Annotated in this window: 18 protein-coding genes and 1 riboswitch; of the genes, 10 read left to right on the top strand and 8 right to left on the bottom strand. The window is 68.2% G+C overall.

Translation table 11 applies throughout. The features are described from left to right. Positions 1–22: 22 nt before the first annotated feature. The gene (locus BST15_RS14860) at positions 23–331 is read right to left on the bottom strand and encodes a DUF3263 domain-containing protein (RefSeq protein WP_046189755.1); all 309 of its coding nucleotides are present in this window, start codon (positions 329–331) and stop codon (positions 23–25) included. A 225-nt stretch (positions 332–556) separates the two neighbouring features. Here BST15_RS14860 and BST15_RS14855 point away from each other — a divergent pair, with 225 nt between their 5' ends. The 6 genes from BST15_RS14855 (at position 557) to BST15_RS14830 (ending at position 8274) form a co-directional block, all read left to right on the top strand. After that, entirely contained in the window at positions 557–1150 is a 594-nt protein-coding gene (locus tag BST15_RS14855; protein WP_046189756.1) for a peptide deformylase, read from the top strand. An 8-nt stretch (positions 1151–1158) separates the two neighbouring features. Then, entirely contained in the window at positions 1159–2079 is a 921-nt protein-coding gene (locus BST15_RS14850) for an N-acetylglutamate synthase, CG3035 family (RefSeq protein ID WP_046189757.1), read from the top strand. Between the two features lie 22 nt (positions 2080–2101). Beyond that, positions 2102–2905: an exodeoxyribonuclease III gene (locus BST15_RS14845; RefSeq protein WP_046189772.1), complete on the top strand. Its 804-nt coding sequence runs from the start codon at positions 2102–2104 to the stop codon at positions 2903–2905. Between the two features lie 107 nt (positions 2906–3012). After that, positions 3013–3507, top strand: a complete 495-nt coding sequence (locus tag BST15_RS14840; protein WP_046189758.1) for a hypothetical protein — start codon at positions 3013–3015, stop codon at positions 3505–3507. Between the two features lie 10 nt (positions 3508–3517). Continuing rightward, a complete protein-coding gene (locus BST15_RS14835; protein WP_046189759.1) occupies positions 3518–7999 on the top strand; it encodes a cation-translocating P-type ATPase in 4482 nt (1493 codons plus the stop codon). Then, the gene (locus BST15_RS14830) at positions 7996–8274 is read left to right on the top strand and encodes a hypothetical protein (protein WP_046189760.1); all 279 of its coding nucleotides are present in this window, start codon (positions 7996–7998) and stop codon (positions 8272–8274) included. The genes BST15_RS14835 and BST15_RS14830 overlap by 4 nt, the downstream gene beginning before the upstream one ends. A gap of 16 nt (positions 8275–8290) precedes the next feature. Here BST15_RS14830 and BST15_RS14825 read toward each other — a convergent pair whose 3' ends face one another. After that, positions 8291–8494, bottom strand: a complete 204-nt coding sequence (locus BST15_RS14825) for an Rv1535 family protein (protein ID WP_052734861.1) — start codon at positions 8492–8494, stop codon at positions 8291–8293. Between the two features lie 224 nt (positions 8495–8718). After that, positions 8719–8886, bottom strand: a riboswitch (M-box (ykoK) riboswitch). Positions 8887–9025: 139 nt separating this feature from the next. Then, on the bottom strand, positions 9026–10783 hold the full coding sequence (locus tag BST15_RS14820; RefSeq protein WP_046189761.1) for an MFS transporter: 1758 nt from the start codon (positions 10781–10783) through the stop codon (positions 9026–9028). 246 nt (positions 10784–11029) lie between these two features. On the opposite strand from BST15_RS14820, the gene thiC reads away from it, so the two are divergent. From thiC to BST15_RS14805, 3 genes are read left to right on the top strand one after another with little or no spacing between them, the layout of a single operon-like run. Beyond that, positions 11030–12673 carry a phosphomethylpyrimidine synthase ThiC gene (thiC, locus tag BST15_RS14815; RefSeq protein ID WP_046189762.1) on the top strand — a complete coding sequence of 548 codons (1644 nt, stop codon included), beginning with the start codon at positions 11030–11032 and terminating at the stop codon, positions 12671–12673. Then, the gene (thiD, locus tag BST15_RS14810) at positions 12673–13512 is read left to right on the top strand and encodes a bifunctional hydroxymethylpyrimidine kinase/phosphomethylpyrimidine kinase (protein WP_046189763.1); all 840 of its coding nucleotides are present in this window, start codon (positions 12673–12675) and stop codon (positions 13510–13512) included. The genes thiC and thiD overlap by 1 nt, the downstream gene beginning before the upstream one ends. Next, positions 13512–14135, top strand: a complete 624-nt coding sequence (locus BST15_RS14805; protein WP_046189774.1) for an alpha/beta hydrolase family protein — start codon at positions 13512–13514, stop codon at positions 14133–14135. The genes thiD and BST15_RS14805 overlap by 1 nt, the downstream gene beginning before the upstream one ends. A gap of 10 nt (positions 14136–14145) precedes the next feature. Here the strand turns inward: BST15_RS14805 and BST15_RS14800 are convergent, their stop codons facing one another. Then, positions 14146–15147: a beta-ketoacyl-ACP synthase III gene (locus BST15_RS14800; RefSeq protein ID WP_046189764.1), complete on the bottom strand. Its 1002-nt coding sequence runs from the start codon at positions 15145–15147 to the stop codon at positions 14146–14148. A gap of 80 nt (positions 15148–15227) precedes the next feature. Continuing rightward, positions 15228–15407, bottom strand: a complete 180-nt coding sequence (locus tag BST15_RS14795; protein ID WP_046189765.1) for a hypothetical protein — start codon at positions 15405–15407, stop codon at positions 15228–15230. Positions 15408–15514: 107 nt separating this feature from the next. Between BST15_RS14795 and BST15_RS14790 the strand changes: the two genes are divergently transcribed. After that, positions 15515–16999: a flavin-containing monooxygenase gene (locus BST15_RS14790; protein WP_046189766.1), complete on the top strand. Its 1485-nt coding sequence runs from the start codon at positions 15515–15517 to the stop codon at positions 16997–16999. Between the two features lie 143 nt (positions 17000–17142). Here BST15_RS14790 and BST15_RS14785 read toward each other — a convergent pair whose 3' ends face one another. From BST15_RS14785 to BST15_RS14775, 3 genes are all read right to left on the bottom strand, one after another. Then, positions 17143–18426 carry a TetR/AcrR family transcriptional regulator gene (locus BST15_RS14785; protein WP_046189775.1) on the bottom strand — a complete coding sequence of 428 codons (1284 nt, stop codon included), beginning with the start codon at positions 18424–18426 and terminating at the stop codon, positions 17143–17145. 110 nt (positions 18427–18536) lie between these two features. After that, positions 18537–19994, bottom strand: a complete 1458-nt coding sequence (locus BST15_RS14780; RefSeq protein WP_046189767.1) for a M28 family peptidase — start codon at positions 19992–19994, stop codon at positions 18537–18539. Next, positions 19991–21436 carry a M28 family metallopeptidase gene (locus tag BST15_RS14775; protein WP_409366539.1) on the bottom strand — a complete coding sequence of 482 codons (1446 nt, stop codon included), beginning with the start codon at positions 21434–21436 and terminating at the stop codon, positions 19991–19993. Before BST15_RS14775 ends, BST15_RS14780 begins: the two co-directional genes overlap by 4 nt. Positions 21437–21468: the final 32 nt, after the last annotated feature.

Genomic DNA, 21468 nt, shown 5'->3' with positions numbered 1-21468 from the left:
GACAATCACGGTGCTGAGGCGGTCAGGTGATGTCGAAACCGAGCCGGCGGGCGGCGCGCGCCTTCTGACGACTCGACCGCAGCCTGCGCAGCCTCTTGACCAGCATCGGATCCGCGGCCAGGGCCTCGGGACGGTCGACAAGTGCGTTGAGCACCTGGTAGTAGCGGGTCGCTGAGAGCGCGAAGCGCTCCTTGATGGCCTCTTCCTTGGCGCCGGCGTACTTCCACCAGTCACGCTCGAAGGACAAGATGTCGTGTTCGCGACGACTCAGGCCGTCGGTGAGCTCCGAATCGTCCCCTGAGCGATTCGCCTGCGCCATGGCGCCGTCCATATCGTTTCCTGGACCCTTCCGGAAAGTTCACTCGCTGCAAACGTTCGCTTGTTTTCGGCGGCGTGTTCTGCGCGAATATTGAATCACGCCAGGCGGTGTTGAATCGGGAGCCTGCCCCGCGCGTCGCCGTGGCCGCTGTGATCGACCGGCGATTCCAGCTTCGCCTCTCCTCCGTCGAGCCTCTCCGTCGAGCCTCGCTAACCCGCCCACCTAAGATCTGCGGTCATGGCCGTCCTTCCCATCCGCATTGTGGGCGATCCCGTCCTGCACACTCCGACCAGCCCGGTGCCCGTTGCCGAGGACGGTTCCTTGCCCGCCGACCTCGGCGAGCTGATCAGCACGATGTACGAGACCATGGACGCCGCGAACGGCGTCGGCTTGGCCGCCAACCAGGTCGGGGTGGGCCTGCGGGTCTTCGTCTATGACTGCGCCGACGACCGCCGCTCCACCACGCGACGCCGCGGGGTCGTGGTCAATCCGGTGCTGGAGACCTCCGAGCGGCCCGAGACCATGCCCGATCCCGATGACGACGACGAGGGCTGCCTGTCGGTGCCCGGCGAATCGTTTCCGACCGGCCGGGCGGAGTGGGCGCGGGTCACCGGGCTGGACGCCGAGGGCAACCCCGTCACGCTGGAGGGCACCGGACTTTTTGCCCGGATGCTGCAACACGAGACCGGCCATCTGGACGGCCTGCTCTATCTGGACATGCTGGTGGGCCGCAACGCCCGCGCCGCGAAGCGCGCGGTCAAGTCCAACGGTTGGGGCGTTCCCGGCCTGTCCTGGACCCCGGGCGACGTGCCCGATCCGTTCGGTCACTGACGAGCCCCGTGTCCGAGCCCCCCGAACTCCCCGAAGTCGGCGTCCGGGTGAGCCTGCGCTACCTGCGCGCCCCCGGTTCCGAGCCGCCGATGGGCGATGTGATCGGGCATCTGGTGCAGGCCGGGCCGCTGGTCCGGGTCCGCTCGGCCGACGGGGTGGTCCACGACTGTCGGCACGCCGATGTGTTGTATGTGCGCCGGCTGACCGATCGGCCGGTGAAGAACTCAGCGATCCGTTCGGTCGAACACGCCGCCGCGCTCGCCTGGCCGGGCAGTGAACACCAGTGGCTCGACGGCTGGCTGCTGCGGTCCGGCCCTGGTGGCGATCTTGCCGCCAATTCGGCAGTACCGCTGGATATTTTCGCCCACCCGAACACGATTCCGGCTATCCGCGACTGGTACTCCCAGCGCGGCCTGCCACCGTACCTGGCGGTGCCGGAGCGCCTGCTTCGGCTGCCGGATGGCGGTGCGATCCAGCACGAGACCCGGACCCTGGTGTGCGACGTCACCGCCGGGACACCCTTGGAGGAGGTGGTGATGGACGCCGAGCCCGATCACGCCTGGCTGTCCTTGTCCGGCGACCGCGGCCCGTCCGTTCCGCTGGACGTCCTGACCGCAGTGATCGACGGCCAGGTGGTCTTCGCCTCGATTCCGGGGGTGGCCATCGGCCGGGGCAGCGTCACCGAAGGACAGGACGGGACTCGCTGGCTGGGGCTGACGGCACTGCAGGTCGCCGAAGGCCATCGCCGGCGCGGGCACGGCCGCCGGATCTGGGCCGCGGTCGCCGCCTGGGGTGCCGCACACGGTGCGACGCGCGGTTATGCGGTCGTGCCCGCCGCCGACCTGTCGGCATTCGCCTTCTTCGAAGCGGCGGGATTCGGCGGCCAGCACCGCACCAGCTACATCGATGCTCGGTCACTGGGCGGCTAAGTAGGGTGGCTGCGTGACTGCGCTGCGACTGGCCACCTGGAACGTCAACTCCATCCGGACCCGAGTGGATCGGGTGACCGATTGGCTGGCCCGCGCCGAGGTCGACGTGCTGGCCATGCAGGAGACCAAGTGCACCGACGCCCAGTTCCCGACCCTGCCGTTTCACGAATTGGGCTATGAGGTCGCCCATGTCGGACTGAACCAGTGGAACGGCGTGGCGATCGCCTCGCGCGTGGGGCTGGACAACGTCGAGATCGGCTTCCCGGGCCAACCGACCTGGGCCAAGGCCGATGCCGATCCCGCCGTGGAAGCGCGTGCACTGGGGGCCACCTGCGGCGGGGTACGGGTCTGGAGCCTGTACGTACCGAACGGGCGCACCCTGGATGACCCGCACTACACCTACAAGCTCAATTGGCTGGCCGCCCTGCGTGATACCGCCGAAGGCTGGTTGCGTGACGATCCGTCGGCGCCGATCGCGCTGGTGGGCGACTGGAACATCGCTCCGGAAGACGACGACGTCTGGAGCATGGAGTTCTTCGAGGGTTCGACGCATGTCTCCGAACCCGAGCGCCGGGCTTTCCAGGCGATGGCCGATGCTCAATTCCTTGACGTGGTAAGGCCCTTCACCCCGGGCCCGGGTGTGTACACCTATTGGGACTACACCCAGCTGCGGTTCCCGAAGAAGCAGGGCATGCGCATCGATTTCATCCTGGGCTCCCCCGCCCTGGCGGCTCGGATCTCCCACGGGGAGATCGTTCGCGAGGAGCGCAAAGGCAAGTCTCCGAGTGACCACGCTCCGGTTCTGGTCGAGATCCAGCGGGATTGACCGCATCACAGTTCTATGAATTCCGTGTGGATTTCGGACCGATCCCGAAATCGCGCATAAGATGGGCGGATTATCCAATTTGCTCATTTGAAGGGCAGGGAATTCCCATGAACGCCGTCGCAGGGACGGTACGAAAAGTGGCCGGAGCGGCAAACCGCGCGGTCACGATGACCACTGAAGCGGCCGGAGCCATCGGCGGAGCCGCAATCAACGGGGTAATCGGCGGCGTGAAGGGAGCGGCAGGCGGCGTTCAGCGCGGGCTGCGCACCGGCAGCCACTCGACGCCGGCAGCTGCACTGACCTTGGGCGCTCTCGGCGTCACCGGGCTGGTCGAGTGGCCGGTATTGGTGGCCGTGGGCGGCACGGCACTGGTGCTCAAGCAGCTGTCGGACCGGGCTCAGAACGGCAAGGCGCAGGCCAAGGCCCCGGCCGCGCGGCCGGCGAAGCCGGTGCAGGCCGTGCCGCCGCTGAAGTCGGCCAAGCCGGCCAAGTCGACGGGTTCGTCGACGTCGGCGCGCCGCAGCCCGCAACCGAAGAAGACAGCGGCACGGCAAACGCGTACCGGCGCCGCCAGCAGCACCCGCACGCGCACCCGCCACTAGTCGGGTGCGAGTGAGTCTAAGCGGCGCTGTCCGGCGCTCCCTTCCGCTGCGCGCAGCGAGTTTCGGAATTCAACTGACCTCCGCACTGGTCGATGCATCGGTTCAGACCGCCGCCGACGTGGCCGGTGCCGTGTTGCCGAGTGGTGACGGCGCTCCGGTGCTGTCCCGGCGCTGCTTCCGCGGCGAGGGACGGGCCTGGGTCGAGGTCCGCGGGCTCGACGGTCCGGCCGGCCCCGAGCTGGCGGCCGCCGTGCAGGGCGCGGCCCGCGGACTGCCAGGGGTGGTCTCGGTCCGGTTGAACCACCCGTTGTCCCGTCTGGTGGTCGGGCTGGACAGCGCCGGCGGCGACACCGTGTCGATGCGCGAACTGTGCCAGGTGGTCTCCGACGCCGAGGACCAGTACGGGGCGGCCAGGACCGCTGGGCGCCCGCCGGTGAGCCTGCCCGGCGATGGGATGACCCAGGTGCTGCGGATGGCGACGCTGGGCGCCAATATCGCCGGCCTGGGCGTGGCGACCGTGGGCAGGCTGCTGCGGGTTCCGGGCCTGCCGCTGGGCCTGGAAGCCGGTGTGGTCGTCATCGACTATCAACCTCGACTGCGCCGACTGCTAGAGGACAGCCTCGGCAAGCAGGCGACCGATGCCCTGTTAGCTGTGGCCAGCGCGGGCGTGCACACCCTCAATCAGGCGCCGACTTCGCTGGCGGTGGACCTGTCGGTCGAGGCGATGCGTACCGGGGAGGAACGCGCCGAGGCACGGGCCTGGCGCCGCCTTGAGCCGGAGCTCGCCGACCACGCCGACCATCCGCCGGTGGACGCACCGCAGCGCCCGGCGCCACGACCGGGCGGCCCCGTGGAACGACACGTGACCCGCAGCGCCTGGGCGCAGGTGATCGGCGCTGGGGTGATCGGTGCCGCGACCCGCAATCCCGATCTCGCCGGGACGGCGGCCGCGGTGACCGCACCCAAAGCCACCCGCACGGCTCGCGAGGCATTTGCCGCCACCCTGGGCCGCGGCTTGGCCGATCACCACGGCACCGTGGTGCTGCGTCCGGGCAGTCTGCGCGAGCTTGACCGCGTTGACACCGTGATCATCGATCCCCGCGTGCTGTGCGGCGACACCCTGCGGGTGATGCAGGTGCGTGGGGCCGATGACGACGAACTGCGTGCGGCGTGGGCGAAGGCCCAGGCCAGGCTGACCGAGACCGGACTCACCGCAGGATGGCATCGGGTCGGCTCGCGGCCCGGAGTGCAGGCGTCCTTCCAGCCAGCACTGCTCCCTTTGGCGTCGGCGGTGGTGACCGAGGCCCGTCGCGCCGATGTCGAGGTGGTCTCTGTCGAGGCCGAGGCACTCGGTGAGCTGCGACCGGTGTTCGACGAGATCCGGCCCCTGGACGGGGCCTCCACCGACGAGGCGCTGGCGGCCGCGGTGGCCACCTACCAGGCCGAGGGCCATGACGTCGCGGTGCTGTCCGCGACGGCCGTGCAGGCGCTCGCCGCGGCCGATGTGGCCCTGGGCATGCTGCCCGATGACGGCGTCCCACCCTGGTATGCCGACCTGCTGCTCACCGACCTGGCGGCGGTGTGGCGCATCCTGCACGCCCTGCCTGCCGCGCGCTCCGCCAGCCGTCGCGGCGTCGAGCTCGCCACCGGCGCCACCGCGTTGGGTTCGCTGCTGATGCTGCCCGGGGTACGCGGCAGTGGGCCGGGCCCGGTGACCACCGGAGCCGCGGCCGGAGCCCTGTCGGGCTACTGGCTGGCCCGCCGCGCCGTGGACACCGCGGTGCCCCGCCCGGCGGCGGTACACGAGTGGCATGCGATGTCGGTGGAACAGGTCCGGACGGTCCTGCCGCCTCCTGAGTCCGACGAGCCGACCGAGCGTCCCCACCATGCTCCGGCCGCCGCTGCTGCGTTGGCGGCCGTCGATCTAGCCCGCCGCGGGGCACAGCGAACCGCGCCGCCGCGACTGTTGCGTCAGTTCGCCCAAGCCGTGCGCAGCGAGCTGTCCGACCCGATCACCCCGGTGCTGGCGCTGGGGGCGGCGGCCAGTGCGGTGCTGGGCTCGCCCGTCGACGCCATGCTGGTCGGTTCGGTGTTGGGCGGCAATGCGATGCTCGCCGCCGCACAGCGGTTGGTCGCCGAGCGTCGGCTCAGTGTCCTGCTCAATGAGCAGGTCGCCCCGGCGCGCAAGGTGCTGCCGGACGGCAGCCACCGCGAGATCCCGGCCGAGGACTTGCTCCCCGGCGATGTGATCGAGGTGCATGCCCACGAGGTGATTCCCGCCGACGGCCGGCTGATCGACGCGATCGACCTCGAGGTAGACGAGTCGTCGCTGACCGGCGAATCGCTGACGGTGGTCAAGCAGGTCGAGGCCACACCGGGTGCGGATCTGGCCGAGCGCGAATGCATGGTCTACGCCGGGACCACCGTGGTGACCGGGACCGCGCTGGCCCTGGTGACCGCGGTCGGCGGCGACACACACGGACGCCGCGCGGCCGAGCTGGTGGCCGGCGAGCACTCCGCGGTCGGCTTGCAGCATCAGCTGAGCCTGCTCACCAGCAAGGCCTGGCGGATCAGCCTGGCCGGCGGCGCGCTGGTGACGGGGCTGGGAATGGCTCGCCGGATCGGACTGCGACAGGCGGTCGCCAGCGGGATCGCCGTCAGCGTCGCCGCCATCCCCGAGGGCCTGCCGCTGGTGGCCACCCTGGCGCAACAGGCGTCGGCGCGACGGTTGACCAAAGCCGGGGTGCTGGTGCGGGTGCCGCGTTCGGTAGAGGCGCTGGGCCGCGTCGACGTGGTCTGTTTCGACAAGACCGGAACGCTGAGCAAGAACCGGTTGCGGGTGTCGCAGGTGCACCCGGCCACGGGCTTCACCGAGCACGACGTGCTGCACTGCGCGGCAAGCGCAGCACCGGTGCCCAACGGCACCCGCCAGGTGCACGCGACAGACAACGCCATCGTGGAAGGCGCTGCGGCCGCGGGTGCCTCCGCACCTGCGGGCCCCGCCGCGCATCTGCCGTTCCGCTCCGGACGGCCCTACTCGGCATCGGTGCGCGGCACCGAGCTGACGCTCAAGGGTGCCCCGGAAATGGTGCTGGCATGTACCGGGGCGGGTCCGGCTGTGAAGAAGTCGGTGGCCACGCTGGCCGGTGACGGGTTGCGGGTGATCGCGGTGGCCCGCCGGGAGTTGACGCCCGCACAGTGCGAGGCATTGGGCGCCGACCCCGAGCCCGACCAGATCGCCGAGGTCTGCCGAGACGGGCTGACCTTCGTGGGCCTGCTCGGATTGTCCGACACCCCGCGCGACGAGGCCACCGAACTGCTCGCCGACCTCAAGCGCCGCCGGATCCCGGTGCGCCTGATCACCGGCGACCACCCGTTGACCGCCACGGCCATCGCGCGGGAGCTGGGCCTGGAGGTCGACGGCGATCAGGTGATCAGCGGTGCACAGTGGGATGCGTTGTCCCGCAAGGACCAAGAGGCTGCGGTGGCCGACCGCGTGGTGTTCGCGCGGATGTCCCCGGAGAACAAGGTGCAGATCGTCCAGACCCTGGAGCGCACCGGCCAGGTCACGGCGATGGTCGGCGACGGCGCCAACGATGCCGCGGCGATCCGGGCAGCCACCGTCGGAATCGCGGTGGTCGCGCACGGCAGCGAAGCAGCCAGCACCGCCGCCGACGTGGTGCTGCTCGATGAACGGATCGACACGCTTCTGGACGCGCTGGACGAGGGCCGCGAGTTGTGGCAGCGCGTGCAAGCCGCCGTGGCCGTGCTGCTGGGTGGTAACGCCGGCGAGGTGGCATTCGCGATCATCGGCAGCGCGCTGACCGGGCGGTCGCCGCTGAACGCCCGCCAACTACTGCTGGTCAATATGCTGACCGATGCGTTGCCGGCCACCGCACTGGCGGTCAGCTCCCTCAACGAGCAGGCCGCCGCCGGCGGGCACGGTCCCGACGAGCGCGCACTGTGGCGCACCGTCGCGGTGCGCGGTGTGACGACGGCGTCGGCCGCGGTGGGCGCCTGGGGCCTGGCCTCGGTCACCGGACTGCCGCAGCGGGCCTCGACGGTGGCGCTGGTGTCGCTGGTCGCCACACAGCTGGGGCAGACCCTGCTGGACTCCCGCGATCCGGTGGTGGTGGCAACCGCTGTCGGCTCGCTCGGTGTGATGGGGACCTTGATCACCATTCCCGGTGTCAGCCAACTGCTGGGGTGCACCCCGATCGGTCCACTGGGCTGGGCTCAGGCCCTGGGTACGGCGACGGTCGCCACCGTAGGCGCTGCCGTGGTGCCCCGGCTGTGGTCGGGGCTGCAGGAGAGCGCGGCGAAACCCAAGGAGTTCATCGTCCCCGGGCCGCGGCAACCGGACAGGCCACCGGCTTCCAACGGTCAGGCCGCGCCGCGTCTGTGGCTTGTGCACAATGAGGACAACGACTCTCGCCGCGCAACCGTCGCGGCCCGATCATCCGGCGAGCATTCGCCACCAGGAGGTTCATGATGGCGGACAAGCCGCGGCGCAACGCTTCTCAGCGGGAGGCCGTCGCCCACATTCGCGCCGCGGAGGGGTTCGCCGTGCAATTGCCGCTGTTCGGCAAGGTGACCGTGCCTCGTCCCGAGCAACTGGCCTACTACGGCGGGCTGGCACTGCTGGCCGCGTTCGAGATCATCGACTGGCCGGTGGCCGTGGCGGTGGCTGCCGGCCACATTCTGGCCAGCAACCACCGCAGTGAGGTGTTGGAACAGCTCGGCGAGGCCTTAGAAGACGCGGAGTAGACGTCCTGCTGCTGACTCAGTCGCTGACGGTCAGCACTCCGACGCGCCACAGGAGTGCGTACATCTGGTGCAGCGGTCCGCTGAGCAGCCGAGTGGTCATGTCGACCACCGGGTCCGAAGCGGGCGCGGCGGGCGTGGCAGGACGACGGTCCAGCGTCTTCACCGTGCTCGTCGCACGGGGGGCCGGAGCCGAGATGTCGGTGTAAGCGATTGCAACCATGATGGCCTCCTAGTCGCGTAACGGTGCTACGCGCTCAGCAGAGAGCCAGATCGTGGCTCAGCTGGAGGCGGTATGCGACCGTTCGGATGGGGACGGAACAGACGTCAGATATCGACTCGGACTATCACCGGAACTCATTCGTCCCACACCTCCTCTCGGTCGCGGGCACGCGCTGGCGTGCCGGGTTCACCGCATGCGTAGGAGGGCAGCCCCGATACCGGGAGACCGCACCCCTCTCGTCAGAGTTTCGACACTGCACGGCGTGTCCCTTTCGGGAAGCCACTTGGGCTCAACCCTTAAGCCGGGAGGAGCTGTCCTGACCCGGGGCGTCTTTCGACGTTCGGGGTCAGTGGCCTATGTCCGTGCAGACGCCTCACCTAACGAGGTGCTTGCATGACCCATAGTGCCTCACGCGTCAGACTGGGTCAACTCCATCGCCACGCGCGCCGGGCACCGTTGCCGAAACGCAACATCTGCGCCGCCCTTCGGCGTCTTTACCAGCACTTTCACGCCTGGCGGCGCGGGTCTGGTTCAGTCCTGCGAGCTCACCAGCTGGGCGGCGTAGCGGCTGGGCGTGCGCCACGACGCGAGCGCGCCGAGCAGCATCATGACCGCCGCGGCGGCGAACACCACGGCCAGGCCGGTATGGAACGGGCCCGAGATCAGCTGCGGAAAGAAGCTGTGGCCGGTCAACGTCTCCACGTCCACGCCCGGCTCGGCCAGCACCCCCGACGGTGCCAGCAGCTCGCCGACCGGGTTGTAGCCCAGAAACGCCGCGAAAAGGCTGCCGACCGGTGGGGTGTTGGCCACCTGGTCCGCGACGTCGGCGGGCACACCCTGCTCCTGCAGCCCGGTCTCCAAAGCCGCGGGCAGCGTGTTGGCCAGGCCGATCACCATCAGCGAGAAGAAGATGCCGATCGACAGGGAGGTGCCGGCGTTGAAGAACGTGGCCCGAACCCCCGAGGCCGCCCCCCGCTGATCGGCGGGAACGCTGGACATGACCACGGCACTGTTGGGAGCGGTGAAGATGCCGCCCCCCAATCCGTTGAGGAACACCAGCGCCGCAAAGACCCAGTAGTCGAAATTGACCGGCAGCAGGACCAACCCGACGAACGTCGCCGCCATCAGCAGCATGCCGCCAACGGTGAAGGGTCGAGCGCCGTGACGATCCGACAGGGAGCCGGCCAGTGGACCGGCCAACAAGAATCCGGCAGTCATCGGCAGCAGGTAGATACCTGCCCACAACGGCGTCGACTCGTAGCTGTAGCCGTGCAGCGGCAACCAGATGCCCTGCAGCCAGATGATCAGCATGAACTGCATTCCGCCGCGACCGATCGCCGACAACAGGCCGGCCGCATTGGCGATCCCGAACGCGGGAATCAAGAACAGCCGCACGTCCAGCAATGGCGCCGCGACCCGCAACTCGATGAAGCAGAACAGCACCAGCAGCACCACTCCGAGCGCCAGCGAGCCCAACACCGCGGGTCTGGTCCAGCTGGTGGGCGAATCCCCATGCGGCTGAATGGTGTACGTGATGGCGGTCAGCAACACGGTCAGGCCCAGGCCCAGGGTGGCGGTGCCTGCCCAGTCCAGCTTGGCCGGCGCCCGCTGGCCGAGCTCGTGCAGCGAGCGCAGGGACCAGATGCTGCCCAGTATTCCGATCGGCACCCCGACCCAGAACACCGCTCGCCAGTCCCACTCCGAGAGCACGCCGCCGATGAGCAGGCCAACGAAGGATCCCGCCACTGCGGCCACCTGATTGACGCCCAGGGCCATGCCCCGCTGATGGGCCGGGAATGCGTCGGTGAGGATCGCCGAGGACGACGCCATCAACATCGCACCGCCCACACCCTGGACCACCCGCCACGCGATCAGCCACTGCGCGCCGCGGCCCATCTCGAACGGGTCGACCGACAGCGCGATGGCGGCCACGGTGAACACCACGAAACCGACGTTGTAGATCCGCACCCTGCCGAACATGTCCCCGAGCCGGCCGAAGAACACCACCAGCACGGCCGACACCAGGAGATAACCCATCAACATCCACAGCAGGTAGCTGACGTTGGCCGGCTCCAGCGGGTTCAGACCGATACCCCGGAAGATCGCGGGCATCGAGATCAGCACAATCGAGCCGTTGATGGTGGCCAGCACCACACCCAGGGTGGTGTTGGACAGGGCGACCCATTTGTAGCGCGGGTGGTCGCGGTCGTAGCGCAGCCGCCGGCGCGCGGTGGCGACCGCGCCAGGGTCCGCGACGTCGAGACTTCCCCGCTCGATCTGCGACGTCATGCTTCTGCCAGCTCCCTCTACTCCGGGCACATATATTAGCTAAGCAAATGATCAGGTACCTAATTGCGTTCCCAAGCCCGCAGCTCCTTACTTCGGGTGCCCCGCTGCGATAGCGTGGCAGTGCACGAATCGACCGTGCAGAACTCATAAAAACCGCGGGAGCGCAGGCAGTGCGCTGAGAGGACGGCCGATGCCGTCGACCGTACGAACCTGATCGGGTAATGCCGGCAAGGGAGAGGAAGAAACATGACTGATGTCGTGACCGAGCCGCAGGTGACCACCGGGCCCATCCCCTACAGCGAGAAGGTCTACCGGGAGATCGAGGCGCCCGGTGGCGTCGTCATGAAGGTGCCGTTCCGGCGGATCAACCTGACCACCGGTGAGCACTTCGACGTCTACGACACCTCCGGCCCCTACACCGAGACCAATGCCGACATCGACCTGCACCGCGGCCTGCCGCCACGTCCGGGTGTGGTGCGCGACCGGGGCACCCAGCTGCAGCGAGCCCAGGCTGGCGAGATCACCGCGGAGATGGCCTTCATCGCCGCCCGCGAGGGCGTTCCCGCCGAACTGGTCCGCGACGAGGTCGCCCGCGGCCGGGCGGTCATCCCGGCCAACCACAACCACCCCGAGCTGGAGCCGATGATCATCGGCAAGGCGTTCAAGGTGAAGATCAACGCCAACATCGGCAACTCCGCGGTCACCAGCTCGATCGCCGAAGAGGTGGACAAACTGGTGTGGGCCACCCGCTGGGGCGCCGACAACGTGATGGACCTGTCCACGGGCAAGGACATTCACGAGACCCGAGAGTGGATTCTGCGCAACTCCCCCGTGCCGATCGGAACGGTGCCGATCTATCAGGCACTGGAGAAGGTCAACGGCGACCCGACCAAACTGACCTGGGAGCTGTACCGCGACACCGTGATCGAGCAGTGCGAGCAGGGCGTGGACTACATGACCGTGCATGCCGGCGTGCTCTTGCGGTATGTGCCGCTGGCCGCCAAGCGCGTCACCGGCATCGTGTCGCGCGGTGGTTCGATCATGGCGGCGTGGTGTCTTTCACGGCATCAGGAATCGTTCCTCTACACCCATTTTGAAGAGCTGGCCGACATCCTGGCCAGCTACGACGTCACGTTCTCCCTGGGCGACGGGCTGCGTCCCGGTTCGATCGCCGACGCCAACGACGAGGCCCAGTTCGCCGAACTGCGCACCCTGGGCGAGCTGACCAAGATCGCCAAATCCCGTGGCGCGCAGGTGATGATCGAGGGTCCGGGACACGTTCCGATGCACAAGATCGTCGAGAACGTGCGACTGGAAGAGGAGTGGTGCGACGAGGCACCCTTCTACACACTGGGACCGCTGGCAACCGACATCGCGCCGGCCTACGACCACATCACCTCGGCGATCGGTGCGGCGATCATCGCCCAGGCCGGCACCGCGATGCTGTGCTACGTGACCCCCAAGGAGCACCTGGGCCTGCCGGACCGCAAAGACGTCAAGGACGGCGTGATCGCCTACCGGATCGCCGCGCACTCCGCCGACCTCGCCAAGGGACATCCGGGCGCCCAGGACCGCGACAACGCACTGTCCAAGGCACGCTTCGAGTTCCGCTGGTATGACCAGTTCGCGCTGTCGCTGGACCCGGACACCGCACGCGAGTACCACGACGAAACGTTGCCGGCCGAGCCGGCCAAGTCCGCGCACTTCTGCTCGATGTGCGGGCCGAAGTTCTGCTCCATGCGGATCAGTCACGACGTGCGCGACTACGCCAACGAACACGGCTTGGAGACCCAGGAAGACATCGACGCCGCCATCGCCAAGGGCATGGAAGAGAAGTCGGCCGAGTTCGCCGACCACGGCAACCGGGTCTACCTGCCCATCACCACCTAGTGGAGTTCCTGCCACTGGCCGGGCCGGCAACCACTCCGGCGCGGATACTCACCGTCGCCGGATCGGATTCCGGCGGCGGCGCCGGCATTCAGGCGGACATGCGCACCAGCGCCCTGTTAGGAGTGCACGCGTGCGTCGCGGTGACCGCAGTGACCGTCCAGAACACCTTGGGAGTCAAGAGCTTTCACGAGATTCCTGCCGGCACCGTCGCGGCCCAGATCGCGGCGGTGGTCTCTGACATCGGAATCCAGGCCGCCAAGACCGGGATGCTGGCGTCCGCAGAGATCATCGCCGCGGTGGCCGCCACCTGGCAGGAACTCGAACTGACCGTTCCCTTGGTGGTCGACCCGGTGTCGGCCTCCATGCACGGCGATGCCCTGCTGGCGGCGTCGGCGCTGGACGCGCTGCGCGACAAACTGTTCCCCCTGGCAACCCTGGTGACGCCGAATCTGCACGAGGTGCGGCTGCTGGTCGGGATCGACGTCGTCGATGCCGCATCTCAGCAGGCGGCGGCGCGTGCACTGCACGCGTTGGGACCCCGATGGGCGCTAGTCAAAGGCGGGCACCTGCCGTCGGCCCAGCACAGCCCGGATCTACTGTTCGATGGCACCGACTTCCTGGAGTTCCCGGGGCCTCGGGTAGCCACCGCCGACGACCACGGCGCCGGCGACACGCTCGCGGCGGCCGCGGCGGCCGCACTGGCCCAAGGTTTTTCCGTTCCGGACGCGGTCGGGTTCGCCAAGCGCTGGGTCACCGAGTGCCTGCGCGCCGCCTATCCCCTGGGCCATGGCCACGGTCCGGTCTCACCGCTGTTCCGGCTGGGAGCCAACACCTCGTGATCCTCCAAGACCTGTCGGAGATATCCGGAATCGCGCACCGGCCCGACGACACACCGGCGGGGGTGGTGCTGCTGGCGCACGGCGCCGGAGGCGATCGGGACTCACCGATGTTGCAACGGCTGTGTCAGGAGTGGGCACGCCGTGGTTACCTGGCGATCCGCTACAACCTGCCGTTCCGGCGGCGACGGCCCAAGGGCCCGCCATCGGGGTCGGGCAGCGGCGACCGCGACGGCATCACCGAGGCGATCGGGTATGCCCGAGGCCTGGCCGACGGGCCGCTGATCGTCGGCGGGCATTCCTACGGCGGCCGTCAGACCTCGATGGTGGTGGCCGCCGGAGACGTTGCCGTCGACCTGCTGACGCTGTTCTCCTATCCGCTGCATCCTCCGGGGAAACCCGAGCGCGCCCGCACCGAGCACCTGCCGGCGATCGGCGTACCGACCGTGTTCACCCACGGAAGCTCGGACAGTTTCGGCACCGGAGCGGAGATTCGCGCGGCCGCCGCACTGATTCCCGTCCCACATGAAGTCGTGGAGGTCGCCGGCGCCCGTCACGATCTGGCGTCGAAGACCCTGGATGTGCCGGCTCTGGCGGTGGACGCGGCGCTACGACTGCTGGGCTGAACCGGCCAGGTCAGGGCAGCACGACGACGCTGGCCGCGTAGCTCAATCCCGACCCGTAGCCCAGGAGCAGAGCCAGATCACCGGACGTGGCGCTACCGGCCGCCAGCAGCTGCTCCATCGCCAGCGGGATGGACGCTGCGGACGTGTTGCCGCTGTTCTCGATGTCGTTGGCGATGACGACATCGGAGCGCAGCTCGAGGCTTTTGGCGATCAGTGCGTTGATCCGGGCATTGGCCTGGTGGGGAATGAAGACATCGATATCCTGGGCTTCCAGGCCCGCCGCCGCGATGGCACGTTTCCCGACGCCACTCATTTCGTATGCGGCCCAACGAAATACCGTGCTTCCGTCCATCCGAAGGAAGGGACGCTGACCGTCGGGCTGCTCGGTATAGCTGATCCAGTCGATGTCTTGGCGGATCGCCTCACAGTTCTCACCGTCGGTGCCCCACACGGTGGCGCCGATACCGTGCGCGGGCGTCTCACCGATCACGACCGCTCCGGCTCCGTCACCGAAAATGAAGCAGTTCGAGCGATCGGTCATGTCGATCGTCGGCGAAAGCACCTCGGAACCGATCACCAGCGCGGTGTTGACCGTATGGCCGCGGAGCAGATCGGCCGCCACCGACAGGGCATAGCCGAATCCGGCGCACCCGGTGGCCACGTCGAACGCCGGCACCCCCGCCGCGCCGAGCCCGACCGCGACGCTGGGCGCACATGAGGGGGTCTGGCGGAAGTTGGTGCTGGTGGCCACGATGACCGCATCCACCGCGGCTCCGTCGAGTCCCGCCTGGGCAAGCGCGTTGCGGCCGGCCTCAATGGCCAGGCCCACCACCGTGTCGGCCTCGCCGGCGAATCGTCGGGTCTTGATACCGGTGCGCGAATAGATCCACTCATCGGAGGAGTCGATGCGCCGGCAGATCTCATCATTGGTGACCACTCGCGCCGGGCGAGCGGCGCCGACGCCGAGCAGGCCAACCGGCCGGGTTGTCGCAGCAGGGCGAATCTTGCTCAAGTAGACGTCTCTCCGTGGTGGAACAACAGCTGGCCGAAGCGTCTCACCCTAGCGCCTCGGCGGCTGCGGGGGGTACCGCCTCAGCGGTCGTAGTCGTCCTCGTCAGAGGGCAATCCCTGGTGCTGTTCGATCACATCGGCGATGTCGGCGTTGTCGACGGGAGTGATCTCGGCGCCCGGAGTCTCGTCGTCGGCCTGTACTACCGGGGTCGCCTGCTCGGCGAGATCTGCGTCGCTGGCTTCGACGTCACGGCTGGTCATGGCTGTCCTCCCGAGGTCGTGAGCGGTGTGGACCTCTCATTGTCTCCGAATCGCGGGGCCGCACGGGAGCTTCGCTGGTTACTGGTGGGTCAGGTACCTTAATTTTCATGGGAATGGAGCAGTTCGACGTCGTCATCGTGGGTGCTGGCTTCGGCGGCATGGGCGCGGCCATCGAGCTGAAGAAGCTCGGCTACGACGACATCGTCCTGCTGGAGCGGGAAGACGATCTCGGCGGAACGTGGCACGTCAATCACTACCCCGGCCTGGCCGTCGATATCCCGTCGACCACCTATGCCTACTGGTTCGAGCCGAATCCCCGCTGGTCGCGGATGTTCGCGCCCGGCGAGGAGATCAAGCAGTACGCCGAACACGTCGCCGACAAGTACGACGTGCGCCGCCACATGCGCTTCAACACCACCGTGGACAGCGCCCGCTGGGACGAAGAGGCCCAGCGCTGGCAGGTGAGCCTGGCTAACGGCGAGACGCTGAGCGCCCGATTCCTGATCACCGCGACCGGGTTCCTGTCCCAGCCTCGCAACCCCGACATCGCCGGGATCGACAGCTTCGCCGGCAAGGTGGTGCACACCGCCGCCTGGGACCACGACTATGACTTCACCGGCCGGCGAGTCGGTCAGATCGGCACCGGAGCGACCGCCGTGCAGCTGATTCCGCAGCTGGCCAAGACCGTGGCCGACCTGACCGTGTTTCAGCGCACCGCGATCTGGGTGGCGCCCAAGATCGACTTCCGGATCCCGGCGTGGCTGCAGAAGGTGTTCGCCCGGGTTCCGTTCGCCCAGCGGGCGATGCGCTTCATCAGCGATTACCTGCTGGAGTTCATGACGGTGACGGCGGTGCTGAACTATCCGGCATTCCGCCGGCTGTCGATCGCCGGGATGGACGCATGCAAGATGCACCGGTTCGCCCAGGTCCGCGACAAGGAACTGCGGGCGAAACTGACCCCGAACTACGACATCGGTTGCAAGCGGCCCAGCTGGTCCAACGACTACTACCGCAGCTTCACCAAGCCACATGTGCACCTGGAGACCGCCGGCATCGAGCGGATCGAGCCGGACGGGATCGTGACCGTCGATGGCCGCAAGACCGTCATCGACACCCTGGTGCTGGCCACCGGGTACGACCTCTGGGAGGCGAACTTCCCGGCGATCGAGATCGTGGGCCGCGAGGGGCGCAACCTGGGTAAGTGGTGGCGGGAGACCCGATTCCAGGCCTACCAGGGCCTGTCGGTTCCGTATTTCCCGAACTTCCTGAGCCTGGCCAGCCCCTATGGGTTCTCCGGCCTGTCGTTCTTCAACACCATGGAATACCAGATGCGGCACATGGGCCGGCTGTTCGGCGAGCTGCAGCGCCGCAACGCGACGACGTTCGAAGTCACCGAGGCCGCCAACACCCGATTCCTGGACGCCATGACCAAACGCCTGGACAACACGGTGTTCTACGCCGGGGATTGCACGACGTCGCGGTCCTACTACTACAACCCCAGCGGCGAAGCGACCCTGCTGCGGCCCACCACGGTGCGCAACGCGGTGCGAGACGGCTCGCATTTCCCGCTGGAGGACTACGAAATCGCCTGATCCGTCAGGCGGTTCAGCGAGGCTCGACGCAGGAGAGCCGAAGCTGGAACCGGCTCATAAACCAGGCGGTTCAGCGAGGCTCGACGCAGGAGAGCCGAAGCTGGAACCGGCTCCGCAGCCGCGCGGTTCAGCGAGGCTCGACGTCAGCTCTCGGTGCCGCCGAACACGATCGACTCCATCAGCCTGCGCAAGCAGGCCTGCGCGTAACCCGGTCCCCCGGCAAGAAATCCCTGGCCCGGTATCTCTCCTCCGCGGGCCAGCCGACCCAGGTCGTCCACGAGCGCGGCCAGCGCGTGCACCAGGAACTTCGCGTGCATCGCGTCCAAGCCCGGCCGGATGTCCATCAGCGGCCGAGCCCAGGTCTCGATGAACGCACGCTCGGAATCACGCAGCAGTTCACGCTCCGCCGGCGCCAGGTTCACCCGCTCGGTGTCATAGACCGACGCCAGCTCGGGGTTGGCGAAGATCGTGGCCACGTAGGCCTCGATCAGGCGGCGCAGTGCCTCGTCAGGGTCGTCGAAGACGCCGGCGATCGCCGCCATCTCCCCGGCAATCCGGTCCACAGCGCGCTGCAGGCCCGTCGTCAAAATGTCGCTCTTGCTCGAGAAGTAGCGATAGACCCCGGACGCCGGCACGCCCACGGCGTCAGCGATCTCGGTGACGCCGGTTTCGGCATAGCCCTGCTTGCCGAACAGCAGGACCGCCGCGTTCAGCAACGCCTCATAGGGACCTGCATCGGGGGTGAAGATCCGCCAGACGGACGGCCGGGGGACGCCGATGTCGTCGGGACCGGGCAGCTGCGCCGCTGCCACGGACCTCGACGCGGTGATGAGCAACGGCTTGATCTCATCGTCGGGGAGCTGAAGACGGTGTCCGATGATGCTGCCGGCGACACTGACCAGCGCCACCGTCAGCGTCCACTGCTCCAGGGAATTCAGCTCCGGACGCAGGACACTGATCGGTCGCGTCAGGCGCGCACCGACCGTGTGCATCTGGGTCATGAGCTTGGCGTGGTCTTCAGCCTCCAGGTAACGCGCCTGCCAGCGGAACAACCCGCTTGCCTCGCGGTTGAGGATCGATGACGTGATGAGGCCGTCGACGATCCGGTCCAGCACCGCCGAGGCGTCCTGCTGCACGTCGGCATCGGACAGCTCGTCGACGAAAGCGCAGCAGTCGACCAGTTGCTGGCCCAGCGAACCGACGACGACCCTGAACATCTCGTACTTGCTGGGATAGTGCCGGTACAGCGCCGGCGCGGAGATCCCGACCTTGGAGGCGATCGCCTCCATGCTGGTCGCGTGATAGCCCTGCGCACTGAAGGTCTCCGCGGCGGCACGGGTGATCTGCGCCTTGCGGTCCTTGGGACGCCTCTTTATGCGGGCACCAGTGCGCCCGCCAGGGTCGTTCGCGGCACCAAGCGAGGTCACCACCCCCCCGATCAACTCAGGCCCGCCGTGTCACGTGCACAGCATTATTAACACAGTCAGGCTAACGGTAGACACCTGCCCGGGTATAGCTGCCCGGGCCGCAACACCGTCTACCGTCCCAGCGCCACCCGGTGACGCCTGTCGCGGTCGGGCACGCCGTTGGGCCCACCGATGGACTGCGCATAGTTTGCCACGGTGAACGCGACCGCCGCCCCGGTCACTGCCAGCGCATGCTGACTGATGTGTTCGACGGTGTCGCCGGGGCCGCGATAGTTCGGGTCGAATGCCGCACCGGCTTTGCCACCCCACAGCCGGGCCTGGGCGGTGGTCTTGAGCTGCGAGGCGCCGGTGGTGACACCCCCGATGGGCACCCCGGCCACCACGAAGGGGCTGTAGTCGGTGTTGGCGCTCAGTGGCATGTCGGCGGGCCGCACGCCCACCAGATTGAGGTAACCGGCCAGTGTGCGCTCGATGCCGGCCGAGCCCACCGGGACGTCTTCGGGGGTGATCTCCCGGCTGGGCAGCGCGGACTGGTCACCGTCGTAGGTGAAGAAGCCAGGGTTCGGGGAGGCAAGCATGTCGACGTCGAGGTACAGGGCGATGTCGTTGAGCTGATCTCGATCGAGCCCGAACACGTAGTCACTCGAGCCGCCCAGCTGTTGTTCCTCAGCGCCCCAGAACGCAAACCGCACCGCGTTGGTCACCGCCGGTTCGGGGCCCAGCTGCAGCGCGGTCTCCAGCACCGCGGCCACGCCGGAGCCATTGTCGTTGATCCCGGGGCCGCCGGGCGCACTGTCCAGGTGCGCTCCGACCATCACGACGTCACGCTCGGAGCCGGTTTTGGTCTGCGCCAGGATGTTGCGCGAGGTGACTTTGACCGTGTTGGCATCCAGCACCAGCCGCACAGTCCCGGTGGTGCGGCGCAGTGCGTTGTCGCCGTCGCGCCCCACCACCGCCACCGGCATGGCGAGGTGGTCGTAGTACCCCGGCGGGAAAAGCCCCGCCGGGGCCCCGTTGCGGCTCGGCAGGCTCACCACCACCACTGCCGCCGCGCCACGCTCGGCGGCGACGTTCTGCTTGACCACCACCGAACAGCCGGCGTCGCTGACCACCGCAATGCCCCCGCGGGGCACGGCGGGTGGATAGTCGGCCGCCGCACAGCCGGACGATCGGGTGGGCCGGACCACCGGACCGGCGACTCCCCGGGACGGAGTGCGTACCAGCAGTGACGCCTGATCCACTGAGTAACCCACCCCACCGACGGTGAGGGTGGGCTTGCCCTGCGAGAGGGTGTCGAGCCTGGTGAGCTCCGGAGTCTGAACCTCGAAACCCCTGCCCCGTAGGGCGTTGGCCACGTAGTCGGCGCTGGCGTCGAAGCCCGCCGTGCCGTCGGCACGATTGCGTTGGTGTGCGTCGGCGATCTCCTGCAATCGCTGCAGATGCGCCACCATGGCCGCGGCGGTGACCTGGCTTGCCAACCGGTTCGACAACGGCGCCGCCACAGGCTCCGGCGAGCAGCCCGCCAGCACGCCGACGGCGACCAGCAGGGCTCCCGCCGAACGGATCACGGCTGGGTGAGCACGTGGCGAGTGCGATCTTCTCGCACCGGTACCCCATTGCGGCCGCTGAGGTCCTGGGAATAAAGCCCGACGGAGTAGGGCACCCCGCCGCCGTTGATCGCCAGCTCGTCACGATCGATGTTCGCCACGGTGTCACCCTTTTGGTGATAGTTCGGGTCGAACGCCTCGTCAGCGGTACCGCCCCACAGCTTGGCTTCCTCTTCCGACTTCTTCACCTCCGCGCCGGAGAACAATCCGCCCGAGGGGATGCCGGCCTGGGTGAAACCGTCGTAGTCCGACCGGCCGTCGAACGAGGTGTCACGTGCCTCTTTGCCCGCGGACTTGAGGTAGGCGACCATGGTCCGCTCGATGCCGGCCGAACCCTCCGGCACCACCGGCTGACCCCGCTTGTCTGCCGGCAGCGACTGGTCGCCGTCATAGGTGAAGTAGCCCGGATTCGGCGAACCCAGCATGTCGAAGTTCATATACAGCGCGATGTTCTTGAGTTGCTCGACATCGAGGGACTCGACGTACTTGCGCGAACCGATCAGGCCGAGCTCCTCGGCGCCCCAGAAGCCGAACCGCACCGCATTGTTCACCTGCGGCGAATCCCCCAACTGCAGAGCGGTTTCCAGTACGGCGGCAACACCGGAGCCGTTGTCGTTGATGCCCGGCCCCTCCGGGACGCTGTCCAGGTGGGCGCCGATCATGACCACGTTGTCGGTCGCGCCGGTCTTGGTCTGGGCGATGATGTTGCGAGACGGGATGTCGTCGGTGTGGGCGTCGAGCTTCAGCGTCAGCGGCCCATGTCCCTCGCGCAGCATCGCACCGTCGGCCTTGGTCACGCTCACCACCGGAACCGTGACGTCGGTCTGCTCGCCCAGAGTGCCACCCATCTTCGGCTCGTCGACGCTGTCGGCGACCACCAGCGCCACCGCGCCGAGCTCGACGGCGACGGCCATCTTCTCCTTGAACGGGCAGGTGCCGCGATCGACCAGCACGACGGCGCCTTTGACCGGCAGCCCGTCGTAGTCTTCGGCGCTGCAGCCCGGGCTGTCATCGGCGGGGGCGGCCACCAGGGGACCGGTGACGCCCTCCGGCGCCGTGCCAAGGCTGTACATCAGTGCCCGGGCCTCGACGGTCTTGTCGCCGAGGTGCACCGAGCCGGGCTCAGACTTGAACACTCGGGCGATGAATTCCGGGGTCTCGACGTCGAAGCCGTGCTCGCGCAGGGCGCCGGCCACGTACTCGACGCTGGCGTCGTAACCGGGGGTCCCGATCGCACGAGTGCCGTTGTTGGCGTCGGCGATCTCCTGCAGTTTCTGCAGGTGGGTCATCATGGCGTCGACGGTGACCTTGTCGCGCAGGCTGCTGGCGAACTCCACGACCGCGGCCGGATCCACTCCGTGCTCGGCGCTTTCCGGGGTGCGGCTGCAGCCGGCGCTAAACAGCGCACCGACCAGCGCGGCGCCGAGGACGGGGA

It is taken from the genome of Mycolicibacter arupensis, assembly GCF_002086515.1.
Taxonomy (GTDB): domain Bacteria; phylum Actinomycetota; class Actinomycetes; order Mycobacteriales; family Mycobacteriaceae; genus Mycobacterium; species Mycobacterium arupense.
The sequence above is the reverse complement of the archived record's forward strand: the minus strand, read 5'-3'. Positions and strand labels throughout refer to the sequence as shown.